The organism is Cereibacter azotoformans (assembly GCF_021391315.1).
GTDB lineage: Bacteria > Pseudomonadota > Alphaproteobacteria > Rhodobacterales > Rhodobacteraceae > Cereibacter_A > Cereibacter_A azotoformans.
Genome location: NZ_CP090021.1, coordinates 1,882,376 through 1,903,270, shown reverse-complemented (window position 1 = coordinate 1,903,270; position 20,895 = coordinate 1,882,376). Strand labels below are relative to the sequence as shown.

Annotated in this window: 27 protein-coding genes; 5 read left to right on the top strand and 22 right to left on the bottom strand. The window is 65.9% G+C overall.

Features of this window, described 5'->3' with window-relative positions; all coding sequences use genetic code 11:
* The 19 genes from LV780_RS09545 to LV780_RS09455 all read right to left on the bottom strand — a co-directional run bounded on the left by LV780_RS09545 (position 1) and on the right by LV780_RS09455 (position 13,354).
* On the bottom strand, positions 1–1,608 hold the full coding sequence (locus LV780_RS09545; protein ID WP_117345010.1) for a terminase large subunit: 1,608 nt from the start codon (positions 1,606–1,608) through the stop codon (positions 1–3).
* Positions 1,605–1,994, bottom strand: coding sequence for a phage terminase small subunit P27 family (locus LV780_RS09540; protein WP_117345009.1), 390 nt, complete (start codon positions 1,992–1,994; stop codon positions 1,605–1,607). Before LV780_RS09540 ends, LV780_RS09545 begins: the two co-directional genes overlap by 4 nt.
* On the bottom strand, positions 1,994–2,317 hold the full coding sequence (locus tag LV780_RS09535) for a phage head closure protein (protein ID WP_117345008.1): 324 nt from the start codon (positions 2,315–2,317) through the stop codon (positions 1,994–1,996). Before LV780_RS09535 ends, LV780_RS09540 begins: the two co-directional genes overlap by 1 nt.
* Positions 2,317–2,730 carry a DUF3168 domain-containing protein gene (locus tag LV780_RS09530; RefSeq protein WP_117345007.1) on the bottom strand — a complete coding sequence of 138 codons (414 nt, stop codon included), beginning with the start codon at positions 2,728–2,730 and terminating at the stop codon, positions 2,317–2,319. Before LV780_RS09530 ends, LV780_RS09535 begins: the two co-directional genes overlap by 1 nt.
* Positions 2,727–3,140 (bottom strand): HK97-gp10 family putative phage morphogenesis protein, encoded by a 414-nt coding sequence (locus tag LV780_RS09525; protein WP_101340811.1) that lies wholly within the window; start codon positions 3,138–3,140, stop codon positions 2,727–2,729. Before LV780_RS09525 ends, LV780_RS09530 begins: the two co-directional genes overlap by 4 nt.
* The gene (locus tag LV780_RS09520; RefSeq protein ID WP_117345006.1) at positions 3,140–3,451 is read right to left on the bottom strand and encodes a head-tail connector protein; all 312 of its coding nucleotides are present in this window, start codon (positions 3,449–3,451) and stop codon (positions 3,140–3,142) included. The genes LV780_RS09525 and LV780_RS09520 overlap by 1 nt, the downstream gene beginning before the upstream one ends.
* A gap of 7 nt (positions 3,452–3,458) precedes the next feature.
* Positions 3,459–3,932 carry a hypothetical protein gene (locus LV780_RS09515; RefSeq protein ID WP_117345005.1) on the bottom strand — a complete coding sequence of 158 codons (474 nt, stop codon included), beginning with the start codon at positions 3,930–3,932 and terminating at the stop codon, positions 3,459–3,461.
* Positions 3,929–4,288, bottom strand: coding sequence for an HNH endonuclease signature motif containing protein (locus LV780_RS09510; protein ID WP_117345004.1), 360 nt, complete (start codon positions 4,286–4,288; stop codon positions 3,929–3,931). Before LV780_RS09510 ends, LV780_RS09515 begins: the two co-directional genes overlap by 4 nt.
* Before the next feature lie 2 nt (positions 4,289–4,290).
* Positions 4,291–4,668 carry a hypothetical protein gene (locus LV780_RS09505; protein WP_108222695.1) on the bottom strand — a complete coding sequence of 126 codons (378 nt, stop codon included), beginning with the start codon at positions 4,666–4,668 and terminating at the stop codon, positions 4,291–4,293.
* Between the two features lie 12 nt (positions 4,669–4,680).
* Entirely contained in the window at positions 4,681–6,222 is a 1,542-nt protein-coding gene (locus LV780_RS09500; RefSeq protein ID WP_117345003.1) for a phage major capsid protein, read from the bottom strand.
* Positions 6,222–6,617 (bottom strand): hypothetical protein, encoded by a 396-nt coding sequence (locus LV780_RS09495; protein WP_117345002.1) that lies wholly within the window; start codon positions 6,615–6,617, stop codon positions 6,222–6,224. The genes LV780_RS09500 and LV780_RS09495 overlap by 1 nt, the downstream gene beginning before the upstream one ends.
* On the bottom strand, positions 6,607–7,785 hold the full coding sequence (locus LV780_RS09490) for a phage portal protein (RefSeq protein WP_117345001.1): 1,179 nt from the start codon (positions 7,783–7,785) through the stop codon (positions 6,607–6,609). The genes LV780_RS09495 and LV780_RS09490 overlap by 11 nt, the downstream gene beginning before the upstream one ends.
* A gap of 174 nt (positions 7,786–7,959) precedes the next feature.
* Positions 7,960–8,244, bottom strand: coding sequence for a hypothetical protein (locus tag LV780_RS09485; RefSeq protein WP_108222692.1), 285 nt, complete (start codon positions 8,242–8,244; stop codon positions 7,960–7,962).
* Positions 8,244–8,480 carry a helix-turn-helix domain-containing protein gene (locus LV780_RS09480; RefSeq protein ID WP_108222691.1) on the bottom strand — a complete coding sequence of 79 codons (237 nt, stop codon included), beginning with the start codon at positions 8,478–8,480 and terminating at the stop codon, positions 8,244–8,246. Before LV780_RS09480 ends, LV780_RS09485 begins: the two co-directional genes overlap by 1 nt.
* A gap of 128 nt (positions 8,481–8,608) precedes the next feature.
* A complete protein-coding gene (locus LV780_RS09475; protein WP_233863773.1) occupies positions 8,609–9,955 on the bottom strand; it encodes a helicase RepA family protein in 1,347 nt (448 codons plus the stop codon).
* Positions 9,940–10,812: a DUF7146 domain-containing protein gene (locus LV780_RS09470; RefSeq protein WP_108222690.1), complete on the bottom strand. Its 873-nt coding sequence runs from the start codon at positions 10,810–10,812 to the stop codon at positions 9,940–9,942. The genes LV780_RS09475 and LV780_RS09470 overlap by 16 nt, the downstream gene beginning before the upstream one ends.
* A gap of 146 nt (positions 10,813–10,958) precedes the next feature.
* Positions 10,959–11,150, bottom strand: coding sequence for a helix-turn-helix transcriptional regulator (locus LV780_RS09465; RefSeq protein ID WP_117345000.1), 192 nt, complete (start codon positions 11,148–11,150; stop codon positions 10,959–10,961).
* Positions 11,151–11,210: 60 nt separating this feature from the next.
* A complete protein-coding gene (locus tag LV780_RS09460) occupies positions 11,211–11,966 on the bottom strand; it encodes a hypothetical protein (RefSeq protein WP_147326422.1) in 756 nt (251 codons plus the stop codon).
* On the bottom strand, positions 11,963–13,354 hold the full coding sequence (locus LV780_RS09455) for a tyrosine-type recombinase/integrase (protein WP_233863772.1): 1,392 nt from the start codon (positions 13,352–13,354) through the stop codon (positions 11,963–11,965). Before LV780_RS09455 ends, LV780_RS09460 begins: the two co-directional genes overlap by 4 nt.
* A gap of 448 nt (positions 13,355–13,802) precedes the next feature.
* On the opposite strand from LV780_RS09455, the gene LV780_RS09450 reads away from it, so the two are divergent.
* Positions 13,803–14,639, top strand: coding sequence for a DUF3883 domain-containing protein (locus LV780_RS09450; RefSeq protein ID WP_108220425.1), 837 nt, complete (start codon positions 13,803–13,805; stop codon positions 14,637–14,639).
* A 3-nt stretch (positions 14,640–14,642) separates the two neighbouring features.
* Here the strand turns inward: LV780_RS09450 and LV780_RS09445 are convergent, their stop codons facing one another.
* Genes LV780_RS09445 through LV780_RS09435 form a run of 3 tightly spaced genes read right to left on the bottom strand, consistent with a single transcriptional unit; the run spans position 14,643 to position 16,803 of the window.
* Positions 14,643–15,026: a hypothetical protein gene (locus tag LV780_RS09445; protein WP_108220426.1), complete on the bottom strand. Its 384-nt coding sequence runs from the start codon at positions 15,024–15,026 to the stop codon at positions 14,643–14,645.
* Complete coding sequence (locus tag LV780_RS09440; RefSeq protein ID WP_108220427.1) at positions 15,023–16,348, bottom strand: recombinase family protein; 1,326 nt, start codon at positions 16,346–16,348, stop codon at positions 15,023–15,025. The genes LV780_RS09445 and LV780_RS09440 overlap by 4 nt, the downstream gene beginning before the upstream one ends.
* A complete protein-coding gene (locus LV780_RS09435; protein WP_108220428.1) occupies positions 16,348–16,803 on the bottom strand; it encodes a DUF2924 domain-containing protein in 456 nt (151 codons plus the stop codon). Before LV780_RS09435 ends, LV780_RS09440 begins: the two co-directional genes overlap by 1 nt.
* Positions 16,804–17,193: 390 nt before the next feature.
* Here LV780_RS09435 and LV780_RS09430 point away from each other — a divergent pair, with 390 nt between their 5' ends.
* The 4 genes from LV780_RS09430 to LV780_RS09415 all read left to right on the top strand — a co-directional run bounded on the left by LV780_RS09430 (position 17,194) and on the right by LV780_RS09415 (position 20,868).
* Complete coding sequence (locus LV780_RS09430; protein ID WP_108220430.1) at positions 17,194–19,443, top strand: hypothetical protein; 2,250 nt, start codon at positions 17,194–17,196, stop codon at positions 19,441–19,443.
* A gap of 78 nt (positions 19,444–19,521) precedes the next feature.
* Positions 19,522–19,767, top strand: coding sequence for a hypothetical protein (locus LV780_RS09425; protein WP_146172290.1), 246 nt, complete (start codon positions 19,522–19,524; stop codon positions 19,765–19,767).
* A gap of 99 nt (positions 19,768–19,866) precedes the next feature.
* Positions 19,867–20,589 (top strand): RNA polymerase sigma factor, encoded by a 723-nt coding sequence (locus LV780_RS09420; protein WP_108220431.1) that lies wholly within the window; start codon positions 19,867–19,869, stop codon positions 20,587–20,589.
* 84 nt (positions 20,590–20,673) lie between these two features.
* Positions 20,674–20,868 (top strand): hypothetical protein, encoded by a 195-nt coding sequence (locus tag LV780_RS09415; protein ID WP_108220432.1) that lies wholly within the window; start codon positions 20,674–20,676, stop codon positions 20,866–20,868.
* Positions 20,869–20,895 lie beyond the last annotated feature (27 nt).

The following is a 20,895-nucleotide window of genomic DNA, read 5'->3' as shown; positions in this document are numbered from 1 at the left end:
TCAGGCGGTCCACATGTCGTCGGTGAACCACGACGCCGATGTGGTGAATTGCTCTTCGCCGGCCGCAGCCCGAGCCACGGCCATTGCCGTTGCCACGCTGCCATCGATCTTGTTCCCGCTCCTGCCCTTGTGGAACGAGCGGTTCCCCGCGGCATCGACGTGCAGTTGCACGTTCTCGAAGTTCCAGCGCAGGACCGGGTGCCCGCCGTGCTTGAAGGCTCCGGCGAGGATCGCGCGCTCCAGCTCCTTCACGGCCGGCGCCATCGTCACCCAGCCTTGACGGAACTCCACCGCCGGAAGCCCGTCATCCACGAGGTTCGCCATCATGGCCCGGCCATAGGTCGGGTCGAAGGCGATCTCGCGGACGTTGAACCGGGCGCAAAGCTCGCGGATGTGCGCCTCCACCGCGCGCAGGTCCACGGTGTTGCCGGGCGTCGGGATGATGAAGCCCTCTTCCGCCCAGGTCACATAATCGACGCCGTGCCGCTCGCCGCGGGCGCGCAGGTTGTCCTCGGGACAGAAGAACCAGGGATGCACCTGGTAGCCGTCCTGCCCGTCCTCCCATGCCGCCACGACACAGGTGAGATCCTCGTTCTTCGAGAGGTCCACGCCGAGCCAGCACGGGGCCTGAACCATCTCCAGCTCATCGAGGTCAACCTCGTGCGCGCCCCTGTCATAGACGTGCATCTCGACAAAGGGCGAGCTGGACTGATCCAGCCAGCGGTTGAGGTTGTATTGAAGGAAGCTGTCGCGCTCGAACGGCGAGAACTCGGCCTTGCGCGCCTTGTCCCGGTAGCTGTCGAGGTCCGGGTAGCCGTAGGGCAGGCCGGGGTTGACCGCCCGCCAAAGCTCCTCGTCCTTCCAGTCGTCCTCGGGCTCGGCCATGAAGATCACCGGCAGCGTGGCCGGGTCGTCAATCTCGCCCTTCTGGACGCGGATCGCATATTCGATGGTCTTCCACGCGAGGTTTTCCTGCCCGCGGCCCGAGGTGCTGGCGACAATCATCAGCGTGCCCGGCACCTTCACGAGGGCACTGTCCAGCGCCTCCCACTGCCGGAGACCGGCGCGGCCCTCCCAAGCGTGCAGCTCGTCGGCAATGACGACGTTCGGGGTCTTGCCGTGCAGCACCTTGCCATCGGCGGCCACCGCGACATAGCGGCTCCCCTCCTTGGGGAAGGCGATGCGGCTGACATACTCGCGGATGTTCAGATGCTTCCGCAGCCGGTGATCGTGCTGGACGATGAGCGCGGCCTCGTTGAACAGCTCGAGCGCCTGCTCGTGCGCCGAGGCGGCCGAGACCGTCAGGCCGCCCGGCGTCCGCTCCGGGCCGATGAGATGCAGGAGCGTGAGGGCGGCGCAAAGAGATGTCTTGCGGTTGCCCCGCGGCAGGAGGAGCACGACGCGGCGCACGATCCGCGAGCCGTCCGGGTGGCGCGGTCCATAGATCCGCCGCACGATCCGCTCCTGCCACGGATCGAGCTGGAAGGGATGGCCCATGGCCGGGTTCTTCGGGTGCTTCAGCTTCTTCAGCCATGCCACCGCACGTTCCCCGTAGCCCAGCGGGTCGGGGATCTCGGAGCCATCGTCTATCCAGCCGGGGCGCATCATCCGAGCAACTCGTCCTCGTCGTCGTCCTCACGGATTGCCGGACGCGAGCGCGACACAGGCGTGAGCCCCAGCTCGGCCGCGAGAAGGCGCGCACGGGTCATGGCGTCGGACTGGATGCCCACCGCCGGGTGCCGCTTCGGCCCGGTCGGGGTCTCGATCACGCGGCCCTCGTCCTGCATCATCGTCTCCATCTCGCGGACGGTGCCAACGGCAACGCAGTAGTTCTCAAGGCTGCCGAGGTCGGCGACGGTGAGGATCTTCCGTTCCGTGAGGATCGGCATCACGCGGCACCATTCCAGCGCAGCGGCACGGGACAGCCACGCGGGCGCCGTAAGATCGGTGATGGCCTCTGCATCGGCCCGGAGGTGCGGTTTCGTCCCGCGCATCACGCCTCTCCTTCCGTGGCGACGCAGCGCAGCTCGAGCCCCTTCCGGCGGCCGATCGGCACCACGCCCTTGATGTTGAAGTGCTGGCCGTCGAAGCTCACCCGGTCGGACATGGTGATCCCGTCGAGGAAGCGGGTGCGGAAGACGATGGCCGTCTCCTCGCTCACGCCCCAGCCGCGGATGAACTCGGACGCCTCGGCCGTGACGATCTCCGCGCGCAGCGTGGCCTTCCTCGTCCATGTCGGGAGAGGCGTTCCGAAGTCGTCAACGGCGAAGGTGGCGCCGTGGATCTCGATCACGCGGGAGAGCTTGCCGGCCTGCATCACGCCACCTCCTGAACGAGGACTTCGACCGTCACGACGCCGTGCGAGGTCAGGCCGTCCGGGTCGCGCATCTGGCGCATGTCCGACACGCGCGCGTCGGCCGCGTGGAAGCCCGCCGGGAGGAGCAGGCGGTCGGCATGGATCGCCCGCCGGATCTCGCCGCAGATCCGCTTCACGCCCTGGAGCGAAGGCTCCTTCTTCCAGACATGGAGCGTGTGATAGATCCGCTGCCGATCGCGGGCGAAGCTGTCGCCCGAATCCACCGCCTGCGACTCGCCCATGATGATGGACGGCGAGGGGGCCGGGCGCTGGTTCACGTCGAGGATGTTCCCGGCCGGAACAAGCGCGGTCACGCCCGCGTCAAGCGTGAGGCGGTGCCGGAGGGCAATCTGAACGGCGGCCTCCGCACTCATCGGCCCGCCTCCCGGATCGCCTTGCCGATCGCCCGCTTGATCGCAGCGGCTGCCCGAGCGCGATGCAGCCGGACGGACGGCCAGAAGAAGGGCTTGGCCTCGTTCTTCGTGGTCCCGTATTCGACCAGATGCGCATAGCGCACGTCGCTGTTGCCCACCGTCACCGCGGACTGGTTCTCGCCCACCATCATGGCGCCGCCCGGCTGGGAATAGGCCGGCGTCGTCTGCCCCGGCCCCGTGACGGCGATGGACCCCGCGAGATCGCCGCTGTCCTTCGGTGCAACGGCCCGCATGGTCGAGGCCAGCGCCTCGGCCTGCCTGACAAGCGCGGGCTGGACGGCTTCACGCGCCGCCTTCGGGACCGCGCGCATCCGCCGCTGGAACTTGCCGAGGCCGCCGTCGTCCGCCATCAGAAGCTCCACTCCCGATATTCCGCGACGATCTCGCGGACGCCGAAGGGCACCTCACGCGCGCCGGGGCTGGCAGCCTCCCGCGTCTCATACCACCACGCGGCCAGTTGCAGGATCGCCTCCTCGATCGAGGGCGGCACCGGGTCCTGCCCGTCGCCCCCGAAGGTCTCCGCGATCCTGAAGCCGAGGAGACGCTCGACATGGTTCCGCGCCGCCTCGAGTTTCAGTTCGAGGAGCGCGTCATCAACGCCGCCCATGTCGTCGGTGAACGAGAGCTGCGCCTTCAGGGCATCGAGCGTCGCCGCGGTCATGTCACCCTCACTCCGCCGCCGCGACGCGGACGATGTTCGAGTTGATCCAGAGCGAGGCGTTCAGCTTCAGGACCGCGTTGGCCGCGTCCAGGGCCTCGGAGGCGCTGGCGACCTTGGCAATGAACATCCGCTCGGAAGGCGTGCCACCGGCCGGGGCATCGTTGAACACGATGCGGAACGCGTAGTCGTGGATCGTCTTCTCGGCCGCGATCAGCGCGAGCTGGCCCGCGTCGGCATAGTCGAGGCCGCAGATCAGATCCATCGCGCCCGCGTTCCGGGTGCCCTTGAGGCGCTTCGTGCGGTTCTGGTTCAGCGACTCGAAGGTGATCTCGGAGGCGCTGTCGCCGAAGGTGCCGAGGCTCTCGACTTCCTTGATCTCGGTCCAGCTCTGGGAGGCGAAGGTCGTCTCGGTCACGTCCGCGCCGGGGTCGGCGATCACCCCGCCGATGTAGCATTTCGCGCCGTTGGTGGCGTAAATCATGTCCGTTGTCCTTTTGCTGCGCGCCGCTCTTCAATCTGCTTGGCGCTGTTGTGGTCGGCAGCGCAGAGCGGCTGCCAGTTCGAGCGATCCCAGAACAGGGACAGGTCGCCCCGGTGCGGGATGATGTGATCGACCACGGTCGCCGGGGCGCCGCAGCGTCGGCAGAACGGGTGCGCGGCAAGGAAGTCCGCCCGCGCCCGTTCCCATTTCGAGGTGTAGCCGCGGGCGCTGGAACTCGGCCGGGTCCGGTCGAACCGCGCCTTGCGCTCCGCGTCCCGCTTGGCCTGGCATTCGCAGCGAAGCCCCGCCGGGACCTTCCGGCCACAGCCGCAGATCCGAGGGGGCTTGCCGGGCATCGTCAGGCCACCGGCTTATCGGCGGGCGAGATGATCGCCACGGCACCGGCCGCGATGCTCGTCCCGCCGGCCTTGGTCAGCGCCACGCGCGCATAACGCTTGAAGCCGCCGTAGCCGAGCCGGTAGCTCTTCGAGGCGTCCAGCGTGGCCGGAGCGTCGGACTTCACCGAAGTCTCCGGCACGTCGCCCCAAGTCGTGCCGTCGTCGCTCTCCTGGAGCTTCACGCCGAAGTCGCCCGAGCCGGCGATCGCGCCGGTATTGACCACGAAGGCCACGCCCCAGGTGTTGATCAGGTCCACGGTCAGCCCGTTCGCCGCCGCGGCCTGCACCGCCGGAGCGAGTGCCGGCACCGCCTTGATGTTGGAATAGAGGTCGCGCATGTCGCGTGCTCCTTACGAGGTTGCCATTTTCAGCTTGCGGAACTTCGCAGGCTGAAGGACGCGTCCACCGACACGGCGGGTCGCATGGATGCGGGTCAGGCCCTCGGTCGCCTTGATGTAGGGGTTGACCAGGACGCTGAGGTTCAGCCGGTCCACGATCCGGTAACCGGACCAGTCCGCATAGGCGATCGGGAACGAGCCGGACTCGAGGTCGGGCATGTCCACCATCTCGACCACCGGGCGGCCGAGGATCGTCTCGGGCTGGCCCGCCTGATAGGACGGCTGCCACAGGAAGTTGCCCTGGCCGTCCTTGAGCTTCCGCAGGACGCCGAGGGTCGTCCCGTTCATGGCCCAGGCGCCGCGGTTCCGATAGGTCGCCGGGATCGCATAGAGCATGGTCACGAGGGCATCGGCCGAGAGGTTGGTCGCGTGGCCGTTGGCGGTGTAGGGGATGCCGGCCGCGTTCATGAAGCCTTCCGGCGCGAGCACGCCGTCACCCGACACGAAGGCAAGGCCCTCCTTCTGGCCGAAGTCTTCCGCCAGCGCGAGGCGCACCTCGGCCTCGGCCTGTCCGGCGCTGTCGGCGAGAAGCTGGTTCGAGATGTCAACGTAGGTGTTGATCTCCTTCACCATGACCTCGGCCTGCCCGAAGCCGGGCTCGGACGCTTCCTGCGCCTGCGTCTCGCCCTTCCACTTCGCATTCGTGATGCCGGTGCGGGTCGGGTAGATCACGGACGGCGCCGCGGTGCCGCGGATCGTCGCCACGCTGCGCACGGGCGAGAACTCGACCAGATCGCGCAGGAACTCCGTGCTCATCTCGGCCGGCGCGAGGTAGCCGCCCTGCGGATCGCTGGAGACGGTGAGGGTCTTCAGCTCCTCGGCCGGGGCGTTGCTGCCCGCACGCAGATAGGCGCCGAACGCCTTGCGCTCGGCATCGTCGTCCTTGCGCTGCTCGCCGCCGCCGGGACGGTTCACCTTCGCCTCGATCTTGTCGAGCCGCTGGGTCAGGCCATCGAAGCCCTTCAGCGTCTCGGCCATCTGGCCCATCTTGGTTTCCAGCGCCGACAGGTCGGGCGCGTCGTTGGTCTCGGTCATGTCGTCCTTTCCGGCCGTCGCGGCCTTTGCGGTAGTGATCCGGGCGCCCGGATGCGCCGGAATGGCGACCACGCTGATTTCCATCAGGTCGAGGTCGGAAATGGTGCGGCCACCGCCCCGGCGGGGCGCGGCCTTCTTCGTCGCGAAGCCGATCGAGAGGCCCGTCAGAGCCTTGGCCTGGATGAGCGCGCGGACCTCGCGGGCGCGGGCCACGTCCTCCACGAGGAGTTTCCCCTTCACCTGAAGGCCGGTCGCATCGGCGGTCGCGGACTCCCATACGCCCACCACGTCCGCGGGATCGTGGCTCGCGAGCATGGGCAAAGGCAGGGCCACGGACTTGAAGGCGCCGGGTTCAATCACATCGCCCACCCGGTCGGGCGAGCCGAAGGGCCAGGCGGTCCCGGTGATGGTGCCCGCCTCGTCGGTGGCGAAGGCCGCCTTGATCTCGATGCGATCCATCAGCGCGTCCTCCGATGCGTGCGACGATCGGCGGCGAAGGCGTCAACCTGCGCCTGCACCCACGTTGCCGCGCGAAGGACGCGGACGACGTTGGCGTGAGAGAAGGGCACGGGCTTGCCGTCCTCCTCGATCTCCCAGGCCAGCACGCAGCGCGCGAGGCTGTTCAGGCGGGCCTTCTCGCGGGCCTCGGCCGAAACCCGGCCGTCCGCGTCGGCCGCCTCTGCCAGCTCGTCAGACAGCGCCAGACGGGCCTTCGCCTGCGTCCGGCTGTCCGGTCCCGCCACACGGAAGCGGATGCCGGTGGCGCGGCCGGTCACGGGGTCGAGGAGATCGCACCAGGCGCCGCGCTCCTGATCTTCCGCATCGGCAAGGATGGCGCTCAGGTCATTCAGCATTCGACGGCTCCTGTTGCGGCGGCTCGGCGGCGGCCGTGATGTTCGGGTTGCGGAACTCGTCGCCGCCCGGACGCGGCTCCATGCCCAGCCAGCCGCGGCCCTCGTTCGGGTTCAGCACCTGAGAAGCGATGAGGCTGTTGATTGTGGTGGCGCGGGTCGCGAGATCGGCGCGGCTGATGTCGTCGCGGTCGAAGCGGATGGCGAACCGGCCGCGCTCGTCCTCCGTCAGAAGCGCCCGACCGAGGGCGCCTTCCAGCGCCTTGAGGCGGGGTTCGAGGCAGTAGCTCAGGAACTCCTTCGCCTTCTGCTCGGCATTGCCCCAGGTCGCCCGCTCAAGATCGCCGATCATCGGCGCCGGGATGTTGAAGGCCCGCGCGATCTCCGTGATCTGGAACTTGCGGTTCTCGAGGAACTGGGCATCCGTCGAGGCCAGCGTCAGCGGCTGGAACTCGGCGCCGTCGTAGAGGATCGCCGTGGCGCCGCCCGCGTCCTGCCCCTCGTGCGTTGCCCGCCACGCGGCCCGCGCCTTCCTCACGGCCTCGTCGCCCATGCCTTTCGGGAAGGACAGCACGCCCGAGGGACGCGCCCCACGCCCGAAGAGACGGGCTGCATGGCGCTCCATGACGATCGCTGCGGCGATGGCCTCGCGGGCCAGCGTCACCGGGCACCGGCCGAAGGGCTCGCGCAGGTGGATCACGTCGGAGGAGGGCAGGGGCACACTGTTCAGGCTGTAGCGCGGTTCTCCCGTGCCCTGGTCGAACTCGACCGCCATCACGCCGCGGCGGTAGTGGATGATCTCCACCGGCCGGCCGCCGACACGGTTGACCCAGGCCAGCGCGCCAATGTCGGTCAGGAGGGCGTCGATCACCATATCCCGGATCAGCTCGAAGCCCGAGGTCCAGTCGTTCGCCCGGTCGCGCAGGAGGGGCAGGATCGGATGATCGGGAACGTCAGCCTCGGTTCCGTCCGCGAGGATCTCGACCACCTTCACGTCGAGGGTGGCGCAGGCTTCCGAGATGGTGCGCACGGCTGCCGAGACCGCAGGCACCTTCAGCGCCTCAAGCGGCGTGACCGAGGCGCCGGCGATGGTCGGCATCACACCGAAGATGGCCGAGAGATCCTCGGAAGGGGTGGCGAGCGACTTGCGGGTGAAGGGCCAGAGTTTCATACTGGCAGTATGCGGCCACGGCGAGCGCGGCGGCAGTTGGCAGACCCTTGCAAATGCTAGGTTTCTCGCGCATCTGGGTCAGACCCGAAATCCAGATTGATGCAAATCTCGCGCAAGGTTCCCCGCGCCGGTCCCCACGATGGGGCAGAAGTTGGAGACCACCCCCGGTTGATCTCACTCGATGCCCCACTCCAAGCGGAACAACGCCTTCCCGAGGTCAACGAGGTGCATCACGTCGTGGCTCGCGATCTTGCCCTTGACCGGGATGGGCCGCAGATCCTGCCCCTTGGCGACAGCCAGCGCCGCGGCCTGCCGTCCGGTCTCGTAAGCGATGTCATTCCCGCTCCACTGTCCGAACGCTGGCGGACGGCCGAGGCGGTAGTCCTCGTAACCCTGCCGATAGGCCTCCGTCTTGCAGAACGTCGTCGGTCGCACGTGCTTCGCTCCGACCTGAGCCATCACCGCATCCCCCTCAGCCACGCGTTCAGCTCCGAGCGCAGGGCGAAGTAGCGCTCGCCATCCGGCCGGTAGATCGGCGCCCTCCCATGCCTGGCCCAGCGGCGCACCGTGTCCACCGATACGCCCAAGGCCTTCGAGATGGCGGGCAGCCCCCACAGCTTTTCCGGGCCACTGGTGATGGCGTCGAAGCGCTCCGGATCGAGGGGAGGATGGTTCATCATGGATTGGTCTCTCATTCTAACGCCTCGTAACGCTGCCCATCCGCCGCCGCAGTCAGGCCCTTAAGTATATGACTGCGGCGGCGGTGGTGGGGCTTCCGCCCCCACACCACGCGCCCCACACGCATATTCCGCACTCACCGCACTCATTCCGCACTCAACTGCGGAGACTGCGGATAGGTCTCGTTATGGTCACCGGCGGGGATGCCCACGACGATCTGTTGCTTGTCGCGCCCGTCCCTCGGGGATCGCACCGTCTCGACCCGGAGGGCGCCGTTCCTGAGCCAGGTGTTGATCATGCTTCCGACGCGCGTCCGGGCGGCCTTTTGGTCCGGGCTTTGCTGGTCCTTGGTCGTGCCCGGTTCGCCAACGTCCAGCCCGAGGGTATCGGCCACGACGTAGCCCACCCACTCCCGGCTTGTGATCGCCTTAGCCGGTGGCGTCTCCCTTGCGGCAATCGCATCCTGCACCTGCCGCAGATCGTCCAGCTTGACGCCCTCGAAGGCATCCGGTGGCGTCCAAGCCGTGCAAACCCCGATCTCGTCGCCTTCTGGATAGGCGGGGGTCGGGTTGTTGAGCGCAACGGTCTCCATCCGATACCATGTGAAGCCCGCGCCCCTCGCGGACATGTTGGGCTTAGCACCGTCCAATGACCGGAAGATCCGCGCTGTCTCCGCAGGCGTGAGGCCCATCCTCTCGCCCTCCTCGAAGCTCATTGGCGCCAGCACACGCCCGGCGCGGATGCCATCGCGGAATGCCGAGGCTCCGCGGCCATCGTTGATGCTGTCGCCGGTGCCCGCTTTGGCCGTGTGGTGGATCAGTTCTATGGCCGCATTCGTCTGGTTCGCCACGTCCCGCCATGCGTCGATCACGGCATTCATTGCCACGTTGTCGTTTTCCGGCACCGAATGGCAGGTGATGAACGGATCGATGATGAGCACGTCGATCCGGAGCGCTCGCATCTGCGCCACCAGCTCAGCTACTACAGGCCGCGCGATCTTCACGCCCTCGCGGTCAGCCGTGGCAATCTTGATCGGCTGGTCGCGCCCACTATCGACGCACAGGCGACCGCCGATCTCGTCGTCGCTGATGCCATAGTGAATGCAGGCCGCCTCAAGGCGCCGGCTGATCTCCTCGACAGGATCTTCGCCACACCAATACCAGACGCGCAGGCCCTCGCGGGAATGCACCCAACTATGCAGCCGTTTCCGGCCGGTCACCATCGAGAGAGCGTCCACCAGCGCCAGCGACGACTTGCCGATGCCGCCGGGGCTGATGGTGCCCGAGAGCATTCGCCGTTGCAGATGGTAGCCGTAGAGCCACTGGCGCGGAGGTGGCACGTTACGGCGCCAAGGGGTCGGGGACAGATCGCATGGCCCCTGTGTCTCGCCCCCTGTCTGCTCATGCCGCCCGTAGTCCTCAAACTCGGAGGCATAGGCTTCATCCGGAAGCGACGGCGGCATATCCGGCTCGAAGTTCAGATCCTGATACATTGAGCCTCCTGCTCACGCAGCACGTCGTTCCAGTCGCGCCCGTCCGGCGCAGCCAGGAAAGAGACGCGCCAACCCAGCGCAGCGGCACGTTCCGCCAGCTTCCGCCCTGCCGCGCGGCCGGGCTCGTCGCCGTCCGTCGCCACGATCAGGCGCCCGGGTGCAGGAGGCAGGCTAAGGGCTTGCATCCCGCTGGTGGAGAGCGCAGCCCAGACCTCGGCGGGCTCTTGCAGGACGCCGCTGAGGAGGCTCAAGCCGGTCTCAATTCCTTCGCACACCGCGAGCGCGCCGCCTCGCTCAGAAAGGCGCACGGCACCGCCCGCACAGGGACCCTGCATCATCTTCGCGTTGCGGCTCAGTCGCTCTCCTGTCTTCTCGAAGAAGGTCCGATGGACACCGCCGGAGTTCACATCTGCGACCATCGCCGAGACGTAGCGAGCCGAGGGCGCATGGTAAGCATCGACGGCCCAGCGCAGCGACGACGGCAGGGGGCAGGTAATCCCGCGACTGCGCAGGTAGCGTTCCCCCTTGGTGCCCGTGATCGGCCGCGAACGTTCCCACAAATTGCGAGCCTTGGCCCGTTGCTCCGCCTCATAGGTGGCGCGCTTCTGATCGGCCTGCCGGGCTGCCTCTGCGTCAAAGGTGGCCACAGCCGGGGTCACGCCCGCGGCCTTGATGATGTCGCGGAAATGGCAGCCGGTCTTGTGGCACCAGCAGAGCAGCCGGCCGCCTTCGCTACGGATCGAGAGCGCGCGTTGATCCACTCGTCTGTCGGGCTGGCAGACCGGACACGGTGCGGTCCCGTGATTGCCGCGCCACTCGCCGTTCAGTGCGAGGGTCAGAGATTGAGCGTCATTCATCACGCCGCCCTCTCGGCATCGCCGAAACGAATTGCGAGAGGAGGCATGGTGCGGTATTCTTCAGCCTGCCACCATTTCGAAATCCCCGCCCCGGTAGCGCCTGCCCGCGCGCCGGGTTTTTTTGTCTGGGCTATCATCTGGCGATCTCACGCGGCTTCACGTTGAGCTTTGCGGCATTCAAGCCACGCAGTGATCTCGCTTTCCGCCCAGCCTACGGCGCGGGCGCCGATCTTTATCGGCTTGGGGAATTCACCGCGCGCAATCGCCTCATAGATACTTGAGCGGCTCTTCGCGGTGCGGGCTTTGACTTCTGGAAGTCTGAGGATGGTTTCGGCCATGTCCGTTCCTTTCCGGCTGTCTCTGGACAAGTCGGAAGATGTCGGATTGTGCGGCCAACTTCATGGGTGCGTTAATTCGGGAAAGAGAGGCACACTTCGCCGCAGCCACGCTTTCCGCACCGTCTCGTATGAGCAATACCGGAAACCTTCTTGCGTCAATGCCTCCGACACGAGGTCACAGGCTGAATTCCTGTGGTCGCTCTCCTCGTTGCGCAGAGGTTTGAAGCCGCGCAGTTCGGCAATTTTGACCAAGTCGGTCAGCATATAGTCTAGCCGTCGCTGGCTCTTCGGATGTTTGCCGCGACGTGACGGGCGCTTAATTTCGCCACGCAAAACGGCGCAGGCGAATTTTCGATCTTCGGCATCATCATAACCTTCCTCAAGCGCTAGTGCTGTCCCAGAAGAAACAAGGTCGAACGCAATAGGATCGGTCGCGGCCAACCGCCTATAGGCCGCAAGAGGCACCGGTTGTGCAGCCATCGCCCCTCTAAGGAAACATCCCACGGACGACTTTCTTTTTGCCTCGGAGCGTGAAATATGATTGGGCCAGATTGGGGTCCGAAGCCACGCAAGCAGAAGGTCCAGAGTCGCTTCGCGCCGCGGCTCCCCCGAGCTGGCCAAGCCCGCTGAATATCTCTTGATATCCGTTACCTGATTTAACAGATGCTCCCTATTTTCGGGACATGGATTGCCATCTATAGTTAAGTTCGCCAGGGCTAACGCTTCGTTAAAAGCGTCAATTTCTTCGGGTGCAACAAGGTATGGATCGAGACCAAACCAGTCATTTCCTCGAAACACTGCCTGCCAATCCGTCACCGCTCTTTCCCCCGCATCCTCACCACCTTCTGCGCCATCTTCTCGCCGCGAAGGAATTGCGCCCATCGTGTCATCACGGCCCGGCGCCGTTCCAGCATGTCGCTTCGCCGATAGGCGCGCTCCACTTCCGAGCCGACATTGTGCGCCAGCGCCATTTCCGCCAAGTCGCGCTCTATCCCCTTTTCCGCCGCCCAGTCGCGGAACGTCGAGCGCAGGCCATGCGGCACCGCCGGGCGTTTCGAGCGCGGATCCAGCCAGCCCGGCCGTCCGGCCTTCACCTCGGCTTCCTGCATCCGGCGCATGACGGCGGAAAGCGTCATGTCGGACAACTGCCCGCCGCGCGGGGCGAAAAACACGAAAGGCGAGTCCTTCATTCGCGGCAGGCTTTCGAGAAGCGCCAGAGCGTCGGCAGACAGCGGCACGCGGTGTTCCCGTTCGGCCTTCATCCGGCCCGCCGGGATTACCCATGTCGCACGTGTCGCACCGGGTGCCCGTTCAAATTCCACTTCATCCCACGTCATGCCGCGCACCTCGCCCGAGCGGGAAGCGCAGAGCGTCAAAAATTCCAGCGCCCGCGCCGCCATGCCTTCGCGCTTGTTCAAGTCGGCCCACCAGCCCGGCACGTCGGCCAGCGCCAGAGCCGGTTGATTGTCGCCCTTCGCCACCTTGCCGGGCTTCGGCAGCATCTCGGACAGGTTCCCCTTCCAGCGCGCTGGATTGTCGCCCGTGCGGTGCCCGGCCACCGTTGCCCATGAAAGGACGTTCTCAATCCGGCCGCGAAGGCGCGAGGCGGTTTCCGTCTTGCTCTGCCAGATGGGTTCCAGAACGCGCAGCACGTCGGCCACCGTGATTTGCGAAACCAGCTTCGGCCCCAATATTGGCTTGGCGTAGGTGTCGAGCGTCGCCCGCCACTGGGCGCGGTGCTTGGGGTTCCGAAACTCATCCAGCTTCGCGGAAAGGTAGCTATCCACCGCCGCCGCGAAGGTGAGCGCCGCCGCCGCTTCCCGCTTCTCGGCCAGAGGGTCGCGGCCCGCTCGCACCGTCCGCTTGTTCGCTGCCGCTGTTTCCCGCGCCTCGGCCAGTTTCACAAGCGGCGGGCTGCCCAGCCCCAGTTCGCACCGCTTCCCCCGGATGGTGATACGCTGCACCCAAAAGCGCGAGCCGTTCGCGTCAACGCGAAGGTAAAGGCCCAGCCCGCCCCCATCGTGATACTTGCCCGGCTCAAGGTTCGCGTTCACCTTGGCGGCTGACAGCCCCTTGTCGCCCCGCCTCGCCTTCGCCTTCACCACTTCCCTTCCCCCGGCTCTTCCCCCAGCAAAAGCCGGATGCCCCCGGATATTGGCGGAACATGCCGGACAAGGGAAGGTCATTTTTCCCTTACTGTTCAAGACGTAATCGGATGAAGTCGGACGCCACCGGAAGTGCTTATAGCGGACACCTCTTCCGCCACATTCAGATACTGAATCCGTCGAGGGGCCCCGATTGGGGCCTTTTTTCTTTTTGTTTCAAAGGGCGTTGGCAGGGCCATCCGCCCTTCGGAGACTGGGCGCTTGACGCGGAATGGGTCTCCGAATGGCCTGCGTCTCTCTTCGAGCGCCCCTCGACGGTCACGGGACGGCGTAAAACATCCTCGCATTTCCAATGGGTTGCCGCGTTCATGGGGTCGTCCCTTTCGCGAGATAATCCGGTGGCGGAGACTGACACGAAGGCGCGGGGCGGTCAGAAGGACGGCTCTGTGGCGGCCGATCCCAAGTCCGGCGGCAGCGTTCGAAGCGAGCCACGACGCTGCCAGAAGTCTCTGATGACAAACAGACTTCGCGCCCATAGCCTGGTGCAATGTCGAACGGGCCCTGGACAGATGAAGAGAACGACCTGATCGTCGCGGATTACTTCGCGATGCTGGCCGACGACATCTCCGGACGGCCCTACAAGAAGGCCGAACACCGCCGCACACTCCGCCCGCTGCTGAACGACCGGTCCGAGGGGTCCGTCGAGTTCAAGCACCAGAACATCAGCGCGGTGCTGAAGGGGCTCGGCGAGGACTGGATCCCAGGCTACAAGCCCGCGTTCAACTTCCAGATGACCTTGGTGGATGCCGTGGCGCGGTGGCTGGCGCTGAACCCGGCCTGGCTTGGGCGCCAACCGGGGCCGCAAACAGCCGCTTCCCTACGCGAGGCTGCGCAGATCTGGATCGGGCCGCCGCCGACGCTGTCGAACCAGCCACCCCCGCAGGAGCTGGACCAGATGCTGCACATCGCCCGCAAGTTCGACGTGGCGGGCCGGGACGAACGCAACCGGGCCCTCGGCCGCGCGGGCGAGGAGCGCGTGCTGGCGCATGAGCGCGCGGCCTTGCGGACCGCGGGGCGGGACGATCTGGCGCGCAAGGTGCGCTGGGTGTCGGAGGAGGATGGCGACGGCGCGGGTTACGACATCGCAAGCTTCGCGCCGGACGGGCGGCCGCGGCTGATCGAGGTGAAGACGACGAACGGATGGGAGCGCACGCCCTTCCACATTACCCGCAACGAACTGGCCGTCGCCGACGAGCGCAGGTCGGAATGGCGTCTGTTCCGGCTCTGGAACTTCTCACGCGAGCCGAAGGCGTTCGAGCTGCATCCGCCGCTGGACGCGCATGTCTCCCTGACCGCGACGACGTTTCAGGCGAGCTTTCACTGAGCCTCAGTCGAATACCCGCTCCGGCTGTTCGTGCCATGGCAGGGCCGCGACATCGGTCAGTTTCAACAGGGTCACGGCGGGCACCTCACGCTTGTAGACGAGGCGCTTGAGGACTCCCGGCGCGAGGTAGGCGAGCCGCAGCTGTCGGCTGACATGGCGTTCGGCCAGCCCCACGGCTTTCGCCAGATCGGTGACCGTATTGAACTCGCCAGCCTCCATGCGCCGCCGCCAGCCCCACGCCCGGCCGATGGCGCGCAGGATATGCGGATCCTGCGACCGGTCTTCACTTGGCAGATAGGTTGCGGGCGGCATGATCTTCGGCCGCCCGTTCTGCTTGCGGACCTTGAGCGGTACGAAGATCTGGATGGACTCTTCGGGTTTCATCATTCCGCCGCCACCTTCTTTCGTGGCGCCATCATGTCGCGCATGACGCCCGAGACGCCGTCGGTCCGGACATCGATGACCAGCCCCTCGGACGTCACAGTGACCCGTCGCACCAGCAACTGCACGATCCGGGTCTGCTCCGCAGGAAACAACTTGCCCCAGACGTCCTCGAACGTCTGCAGCGCGGAGATCACGTCGGCCTCGGCGAAGGCGTGGCCCTCGCGCGCCAAGTGGGCAATGACCTGCGCCGTGATCGAGGGGGCGCGCATCACCCGCCGCAACTCGGTCACCACGGCCGCTTCCACGAGGTCGGCAGGAAGGCGGCGCGGTATGCCCTCATCGCTGGGCTCGCGATTCTTGATGACGTCCATCGAGACGTAGTACCGGTATCGCCGCGCGCCCTTCTTCGTGCTGCTCGGGGTCATGGCCGCGCCCGTGGCCGTAAAGATAAGGCCCTTCAGCAACGCAGGCGCCTGCGCCCGGGTGTTGTTGGCGCGCTTGCGGGGGCTCTCCCGCAAGATGGCATGGACCTGATCCCACAGCTTCTGGTCGATGATGGCCTGATGCTCGCCGGGATAGGCCTTGCCCTTGTGGACGGCGTCGCCGCGATAGACGCGGTTCATCAGCACTCTGTAGAGATATCCCTTGTCGACCAACGTGCCCTGCTTGTTGCGGAGCCCTTTGCGGCGTAGTTCGCGGGCCAGCACGGTCGCTGATCCGACCTCGACGAACCTCTCGAAGATGCCCCGCACGGTGGCAGCCTCGTCTTCATTCACCACGAGCTTGCGGTCCTTCACATCGTACCCGAGCGGGACGTAGCCGCCCATCCACATGCCCTTCATGCGAGAGGCGCGGACTTTGTCGCGGATGCGCTCGGCTGTGACCTCGCGCTCGAACTGAGCGAAGCTGAGCAGGATGTTCAGCGTCAGCCGCCCCATGGACGTGGTGGTGTTGAAGGACTGCGTGACCGAGACGAAGGTCACGCCGTTGCGGTCGAAGACCTCGACCAGCTTCGAGAAGTCCATCAGCGACCGTGACAGGCGGTCGATTTTGTAGACGACCACCACATCTATCAGGCCGTCTTCGATGTCGGCCAGAAGCTGCTTGAGGCCGGGCCGTTCCAGCGTTCCGCCCGAGATGCCGCCGTCGTCATACTGATCGCGGACCAGCACCCAGCCCTCGGAGCGTTGGCTGGCGATGTAGGCCTCGCAGGCCTCTCTCTGAGCGTGCAGGCTGTTGAATTCCTGCTCCAGCCCTTCCTCGGAGGACTTGCGCGTGTAGATCGCGCAGCGTTGGCGGCGGACGGGATTTGCGCGTTGATCCATCAATCATTCCCCCGCTTTCGTTCGCGCAACCCGAAGAAGCGGTAGCCATTCCAACGCGTTCCGGTGATCGCCCGCGCAATCGCAGACAAGGATTTGTAGGGTCGCCCCTGCCACTCGAACCCGTCCCGCAAGACCGTGATCGTGTGCTCGACTCCGTTCCATTCGCGGATCAGCCTCGTGCCGACCACGGGATTTCGAAGATCGGCGATCTGGCTCTTGCGCGTCAGGGTGCCGCCGACCTCGTCGGCCAGCAGGTCCAGCATGCGCCGGGTTTCGCGATCAGGACCGCCATACGTCAGCTCCTGGATGCGGTAGGCCAACCGGCTCTCGAGGAACGTCCGGCTGTTGTTCGGCGCCGTCGTGGCAAAAATCGTCTGCCACTCCGACTTCAACTGGGGGACGGACATGGACTTCAGCGCGGCCAGGCGCGCGGGGATGGGATCAGGCTTCGTCATGCGTTTCTCCGGTGAGTTGGAGTTGCATGACGGCATTGGTCGTCGGGATAGTGTAGGCAACGTTCTCCAGTATTGTCCGATACTTCACGCCTATCCTGCCCGAGCAGCCGAACCAGCCCGAGCGCCAGCAGGCCACACAGTTCGGCGCGGCGTTCGGCGGCGGTCATCTGGTCGGGAGGTAGCGGATTGGGGCGGTTCATGTCTCGGTGGCCGTGTTTGATGGTGTGCTACTGATCAAAAGCCACCCAGCCGTCCGAGGTGGGACATCTCAGCGGAACGGGATGCGGAAATGCGAACAGGGAGAGAACATCAGGGCTTGCCGATCACGGATTTGTCCATGATTATCGTAGGTTGAATCAATCGAGAGCAGTAGTTCATTGAGGTGAGTTCATGGCGCGCAAAGCATCCCCGATCGGTCCGCATGTTCTGGCGCTGATCGAGGATGCGCGCGTCGACCTCGCCCGAGCTGCCCTTGCCGTGCGCGAGGGAGACAATGAGCCGGAATTCAAGCTGCCCGAGGACGTTCCCGACCTCGCCGACGAAGAAGCGGTCGAGGCGTTTCGGCAAGCACTTGTCGAGACGCTGTCGGATTTCGACCGCGATGACCTGCGACCTGCGGAGCAGCGATCACGAAGGATCCGGGCCCTCGCCGAGAAAAAGGGCGTCACCTCACTCACCACCATTGTCGAGCAACAACTCGATGAGACACGGTCGCAGGAGTTTCACCGGCAGCCAGATGAGCTCTGCAGAAGCATCTGGGCATATCTCCATGAACGCGAAACCTTCGAGGATGCGGAGAGCTTTCACTTCGCCCGACAGTTCCGCGACCACGGCAAGCTCTACGACGCCTTCGAGGTCGAACTGGAGAACCAGGTAGCCCTCGACGCGGCGGCCATCGACGAAAAGTCGCTGGCGTCCAAGATCAAGGGCGTGCTCGAGCTGAAGCCCGAGATATCCTGCACAGTTAAGGCGCTCGATCTGCCTGCCACCGATACGCACCCTGCGTCCATCATGCTGATCGTCCGGCACGGTGGTCCGCTTTCGAGTGTCTACGATCACCGGCAAGACGGAAGGCGGGGAACCATCTACTACCGACCGCCAAACGAGGCGACGCTGATCTACACGCCCTCGATGCGGCAGATCGAGGTCTGCGCGGACAGCCCCGTGGTGCGCCAGACGGTCAGCGACTCCTTCGCCGAAGTTGCGCTAGGTCACGACATCTCCCAGAAACCTCTGACCTGGAAGCGCTATAATCTTTCGCGCTTCCGCTCTTCGCTTCTCCTGCAGCCCCCTGAGATCGAAGGGTACGCGTTCGAGTTCGCGCGCGTCATCGAAGCCGAGATCCGGCTGGGAACCTGGCGCCGCAAGCTTCAGCTCAAGGTGACGGTCGACGATGATATCCAGGAGGTTGCCGACCGATATCTCGGGGCGCGGAACATCTTTCGGCGCGCCGAAGCGTTCAGCCGGATCACCATCGCGGTCGCCTACAACCTGATCGGCGATGAGAAGCAGCGGACGCTCAATATCACGATTGCGGGCACGAAGAGCTGCAACCTGCAGAGCAAGCCCGATCCGGAGGAACGCAGCCTCGGCTTCGCGCTGCTCAAGGAATGGGGAATCCTGAGCGCGTTCAGGCAAATCGCGCATGATGACCTTCGCGCGATCTTTCCCCAGCTTGTTCAACTCCACGATCGCATCGAGGACGAGGTCAGCGGAAGTTATCTGCTGGAACTCGGGCTTGACCCGAAGCGTCTCATCGAAGGCGGCCTGCTTGAGCGCCGCGACCGTCAGGACGTGGTTCTCATAGAGGACGACGACGTCGACGGGGAAGGCGCCGTCAAGCCGTCGGCGACCGAAGGCATGATCCAGGCTGTCGGTCCTTTCGGCGAAGATGTCGGTAAGCGCCCCGCATCGGATGTCGAGATGTTCGCGATCAACGCTCAGTGGCTTCACGAGACGCTCATGCGCCTGATGAAGCCGCTGCTGAGCAAGCGGGCGGCCGAGATCCTGGACCCGGACCTGACCCTCGTCGGCGCCATCCAGATCGATGAGGCAGATGTGCCCGTCTATTTCGCCCGGCGGCTCAATGATCCCAAAGCGGCGCAGAGACTGGATCTGATGTTGCGCGCGCGGGGCACCGCTGGGGTGGGCATCGTCTTCGCCGCGAGTGAGGAGATGCCGTCACATCTTGGGCCTAACGTCGTCATGCCGCTGCTGTCCCATCTCGCATCGGCGGACGAGGAAATGCTATTCGCGCGCGACGGAATAGAACTCGCGTACCGAGACGGTCTTTCACTCGCACGCGGGGGCGTGTCGCCGCGGGTGGTTCGGACAGGCAAGCAGTCCGGCACGCTGTTCATTCCTGGCAGGGAGCCGCTTCACCTCGCTGGGAACGATCAGTTGACGATCTTCGAGCGCCTGGTGGTCGCAGCCGGGAAAGGCAGTCCCGACGTTCAGGTCAAGGCGCTGATGGAAGGCTTCGAGTCCAGAAGCCCCCAGCAGGCGTTCCGGAAGGAGACCTGGGACAGCATCCGGGACGTCTATATCGGCAAGGGTGCGAAGAACGGATATTGGCGACTGCTACTCACTGCGCAGCCGACCGAAGCCGTGGCCGAGCCAGCCGAGGAAGCGACCGTCTAACAGCGGTCTAACATGCGGCGGGAGACGGTCTAACAAACCGCTGATTACTGGAAGGGCTCCACATAGAGGAGCACTTCCATGCCGACTCCCTTCCCCCCGCGCCAGGCAGCCCCGACGAGCTGGTCCGGCGCCGCGATGACCAAGCCCACCACCAACAACTCGGAATGGCGCTGCACGCGCTGTGACAAGCTGCTCGGCGTCTGCCGGGACGGCCGCATGCACCTGCGCTTCGCGCGGGGGCACGAGTATCTCGTGGGCTTCCCGGTGCAGGCCACCTGCCGCGGCTGCGGCACGTTGAACAACGCGACCGCACCCGCGCGCTGACGCGCGCATTCACCCAACCCCCTGAAATCGCAGAGACGCGCGACGTCCTGACCTGGCCACGAGAAGGCGCCGGACGCCTGGCCGCAAGGCAGGCGTCCGATGTCCTTCGCGTGGCACGAGATCCGTGATCACCTCATGCATTCATCCACCAACCTTCACTTCCAGCGCAGTTTCGACGCCGTCAGGCGCGCGCAGGCCGCCCTCGCGCCGTTCCGCGATCCGGCGGCCCTGCTGGACGGTCTGCACCGCACGCCCGGCGATCAGGGCCAGAAGAACGTGATCCTCTCCGCGCTCGTCAGGGCGGCGCAGAGCGACGGGCCCGCGTCCGACTGTGCCCTGACGCTGCTGTTGCTGGCACTCTGGCCCGGCCTCGACGCCATCCGCCGCCGGTCGATCTGGCGCAGGATCGGCACCGCCGACGAGATCGCGTCCGACGTACTGGCGCGCACCACCGAGGCAGTCCGCAGCCTTGACCTCGTGCGCGTCAACTGGATCGCGGCCACGGTGCTGCGCAACGTCGAGCGCGACATGATCCGCGTGCGCCGGCGCGACACGGCGCGCGAACATCTCGCCAGTGGCGCCGACCCCGACGAGGTGGCGGACAGCGGCGACAGCGGGATCGGCGCGGCCGGATACGCGCGGCTCAACGGCGCCGTGCGGAAGCTGCTCGGCGACGACGCCCTGCTGGTGATCCGCGTGGCGATCGATGGCTTCTCCCAGGCCGAGGTCGCCGTCGCACTGGGCCTGTCCGAGGCCGCCGCCCGCAAGCGCTACCAGCGCGCCATGCGCCGGCTGCACGACGCCCTCGAGGAAATCCCCTGAACCGATGTCCCGATCCGGTCCCGCCGGTGGCTTTTCCCATTCGAGCGCCTCGAGCGCCTTCCCTCCAACCGAAAGCAGACACGCATGAACCGCACTGCCGATCTGTCGCTCGAGGATTTCAGGCGTCTTCCGGGGCTCTATCGCCGCTGGGAGCTGACCGAGGTCTGCGAGCCCAACCGAAACTATCAGCTCGAGGACGCCGGCGCCCATGCCGACGGGACGCCGCTGCTGGCGATCTACGTCGCCGAACCCGCGCCAGACGTCCGCGAGGCGGCGTGATGCGCCTCATCGATCACCTCATCTCAC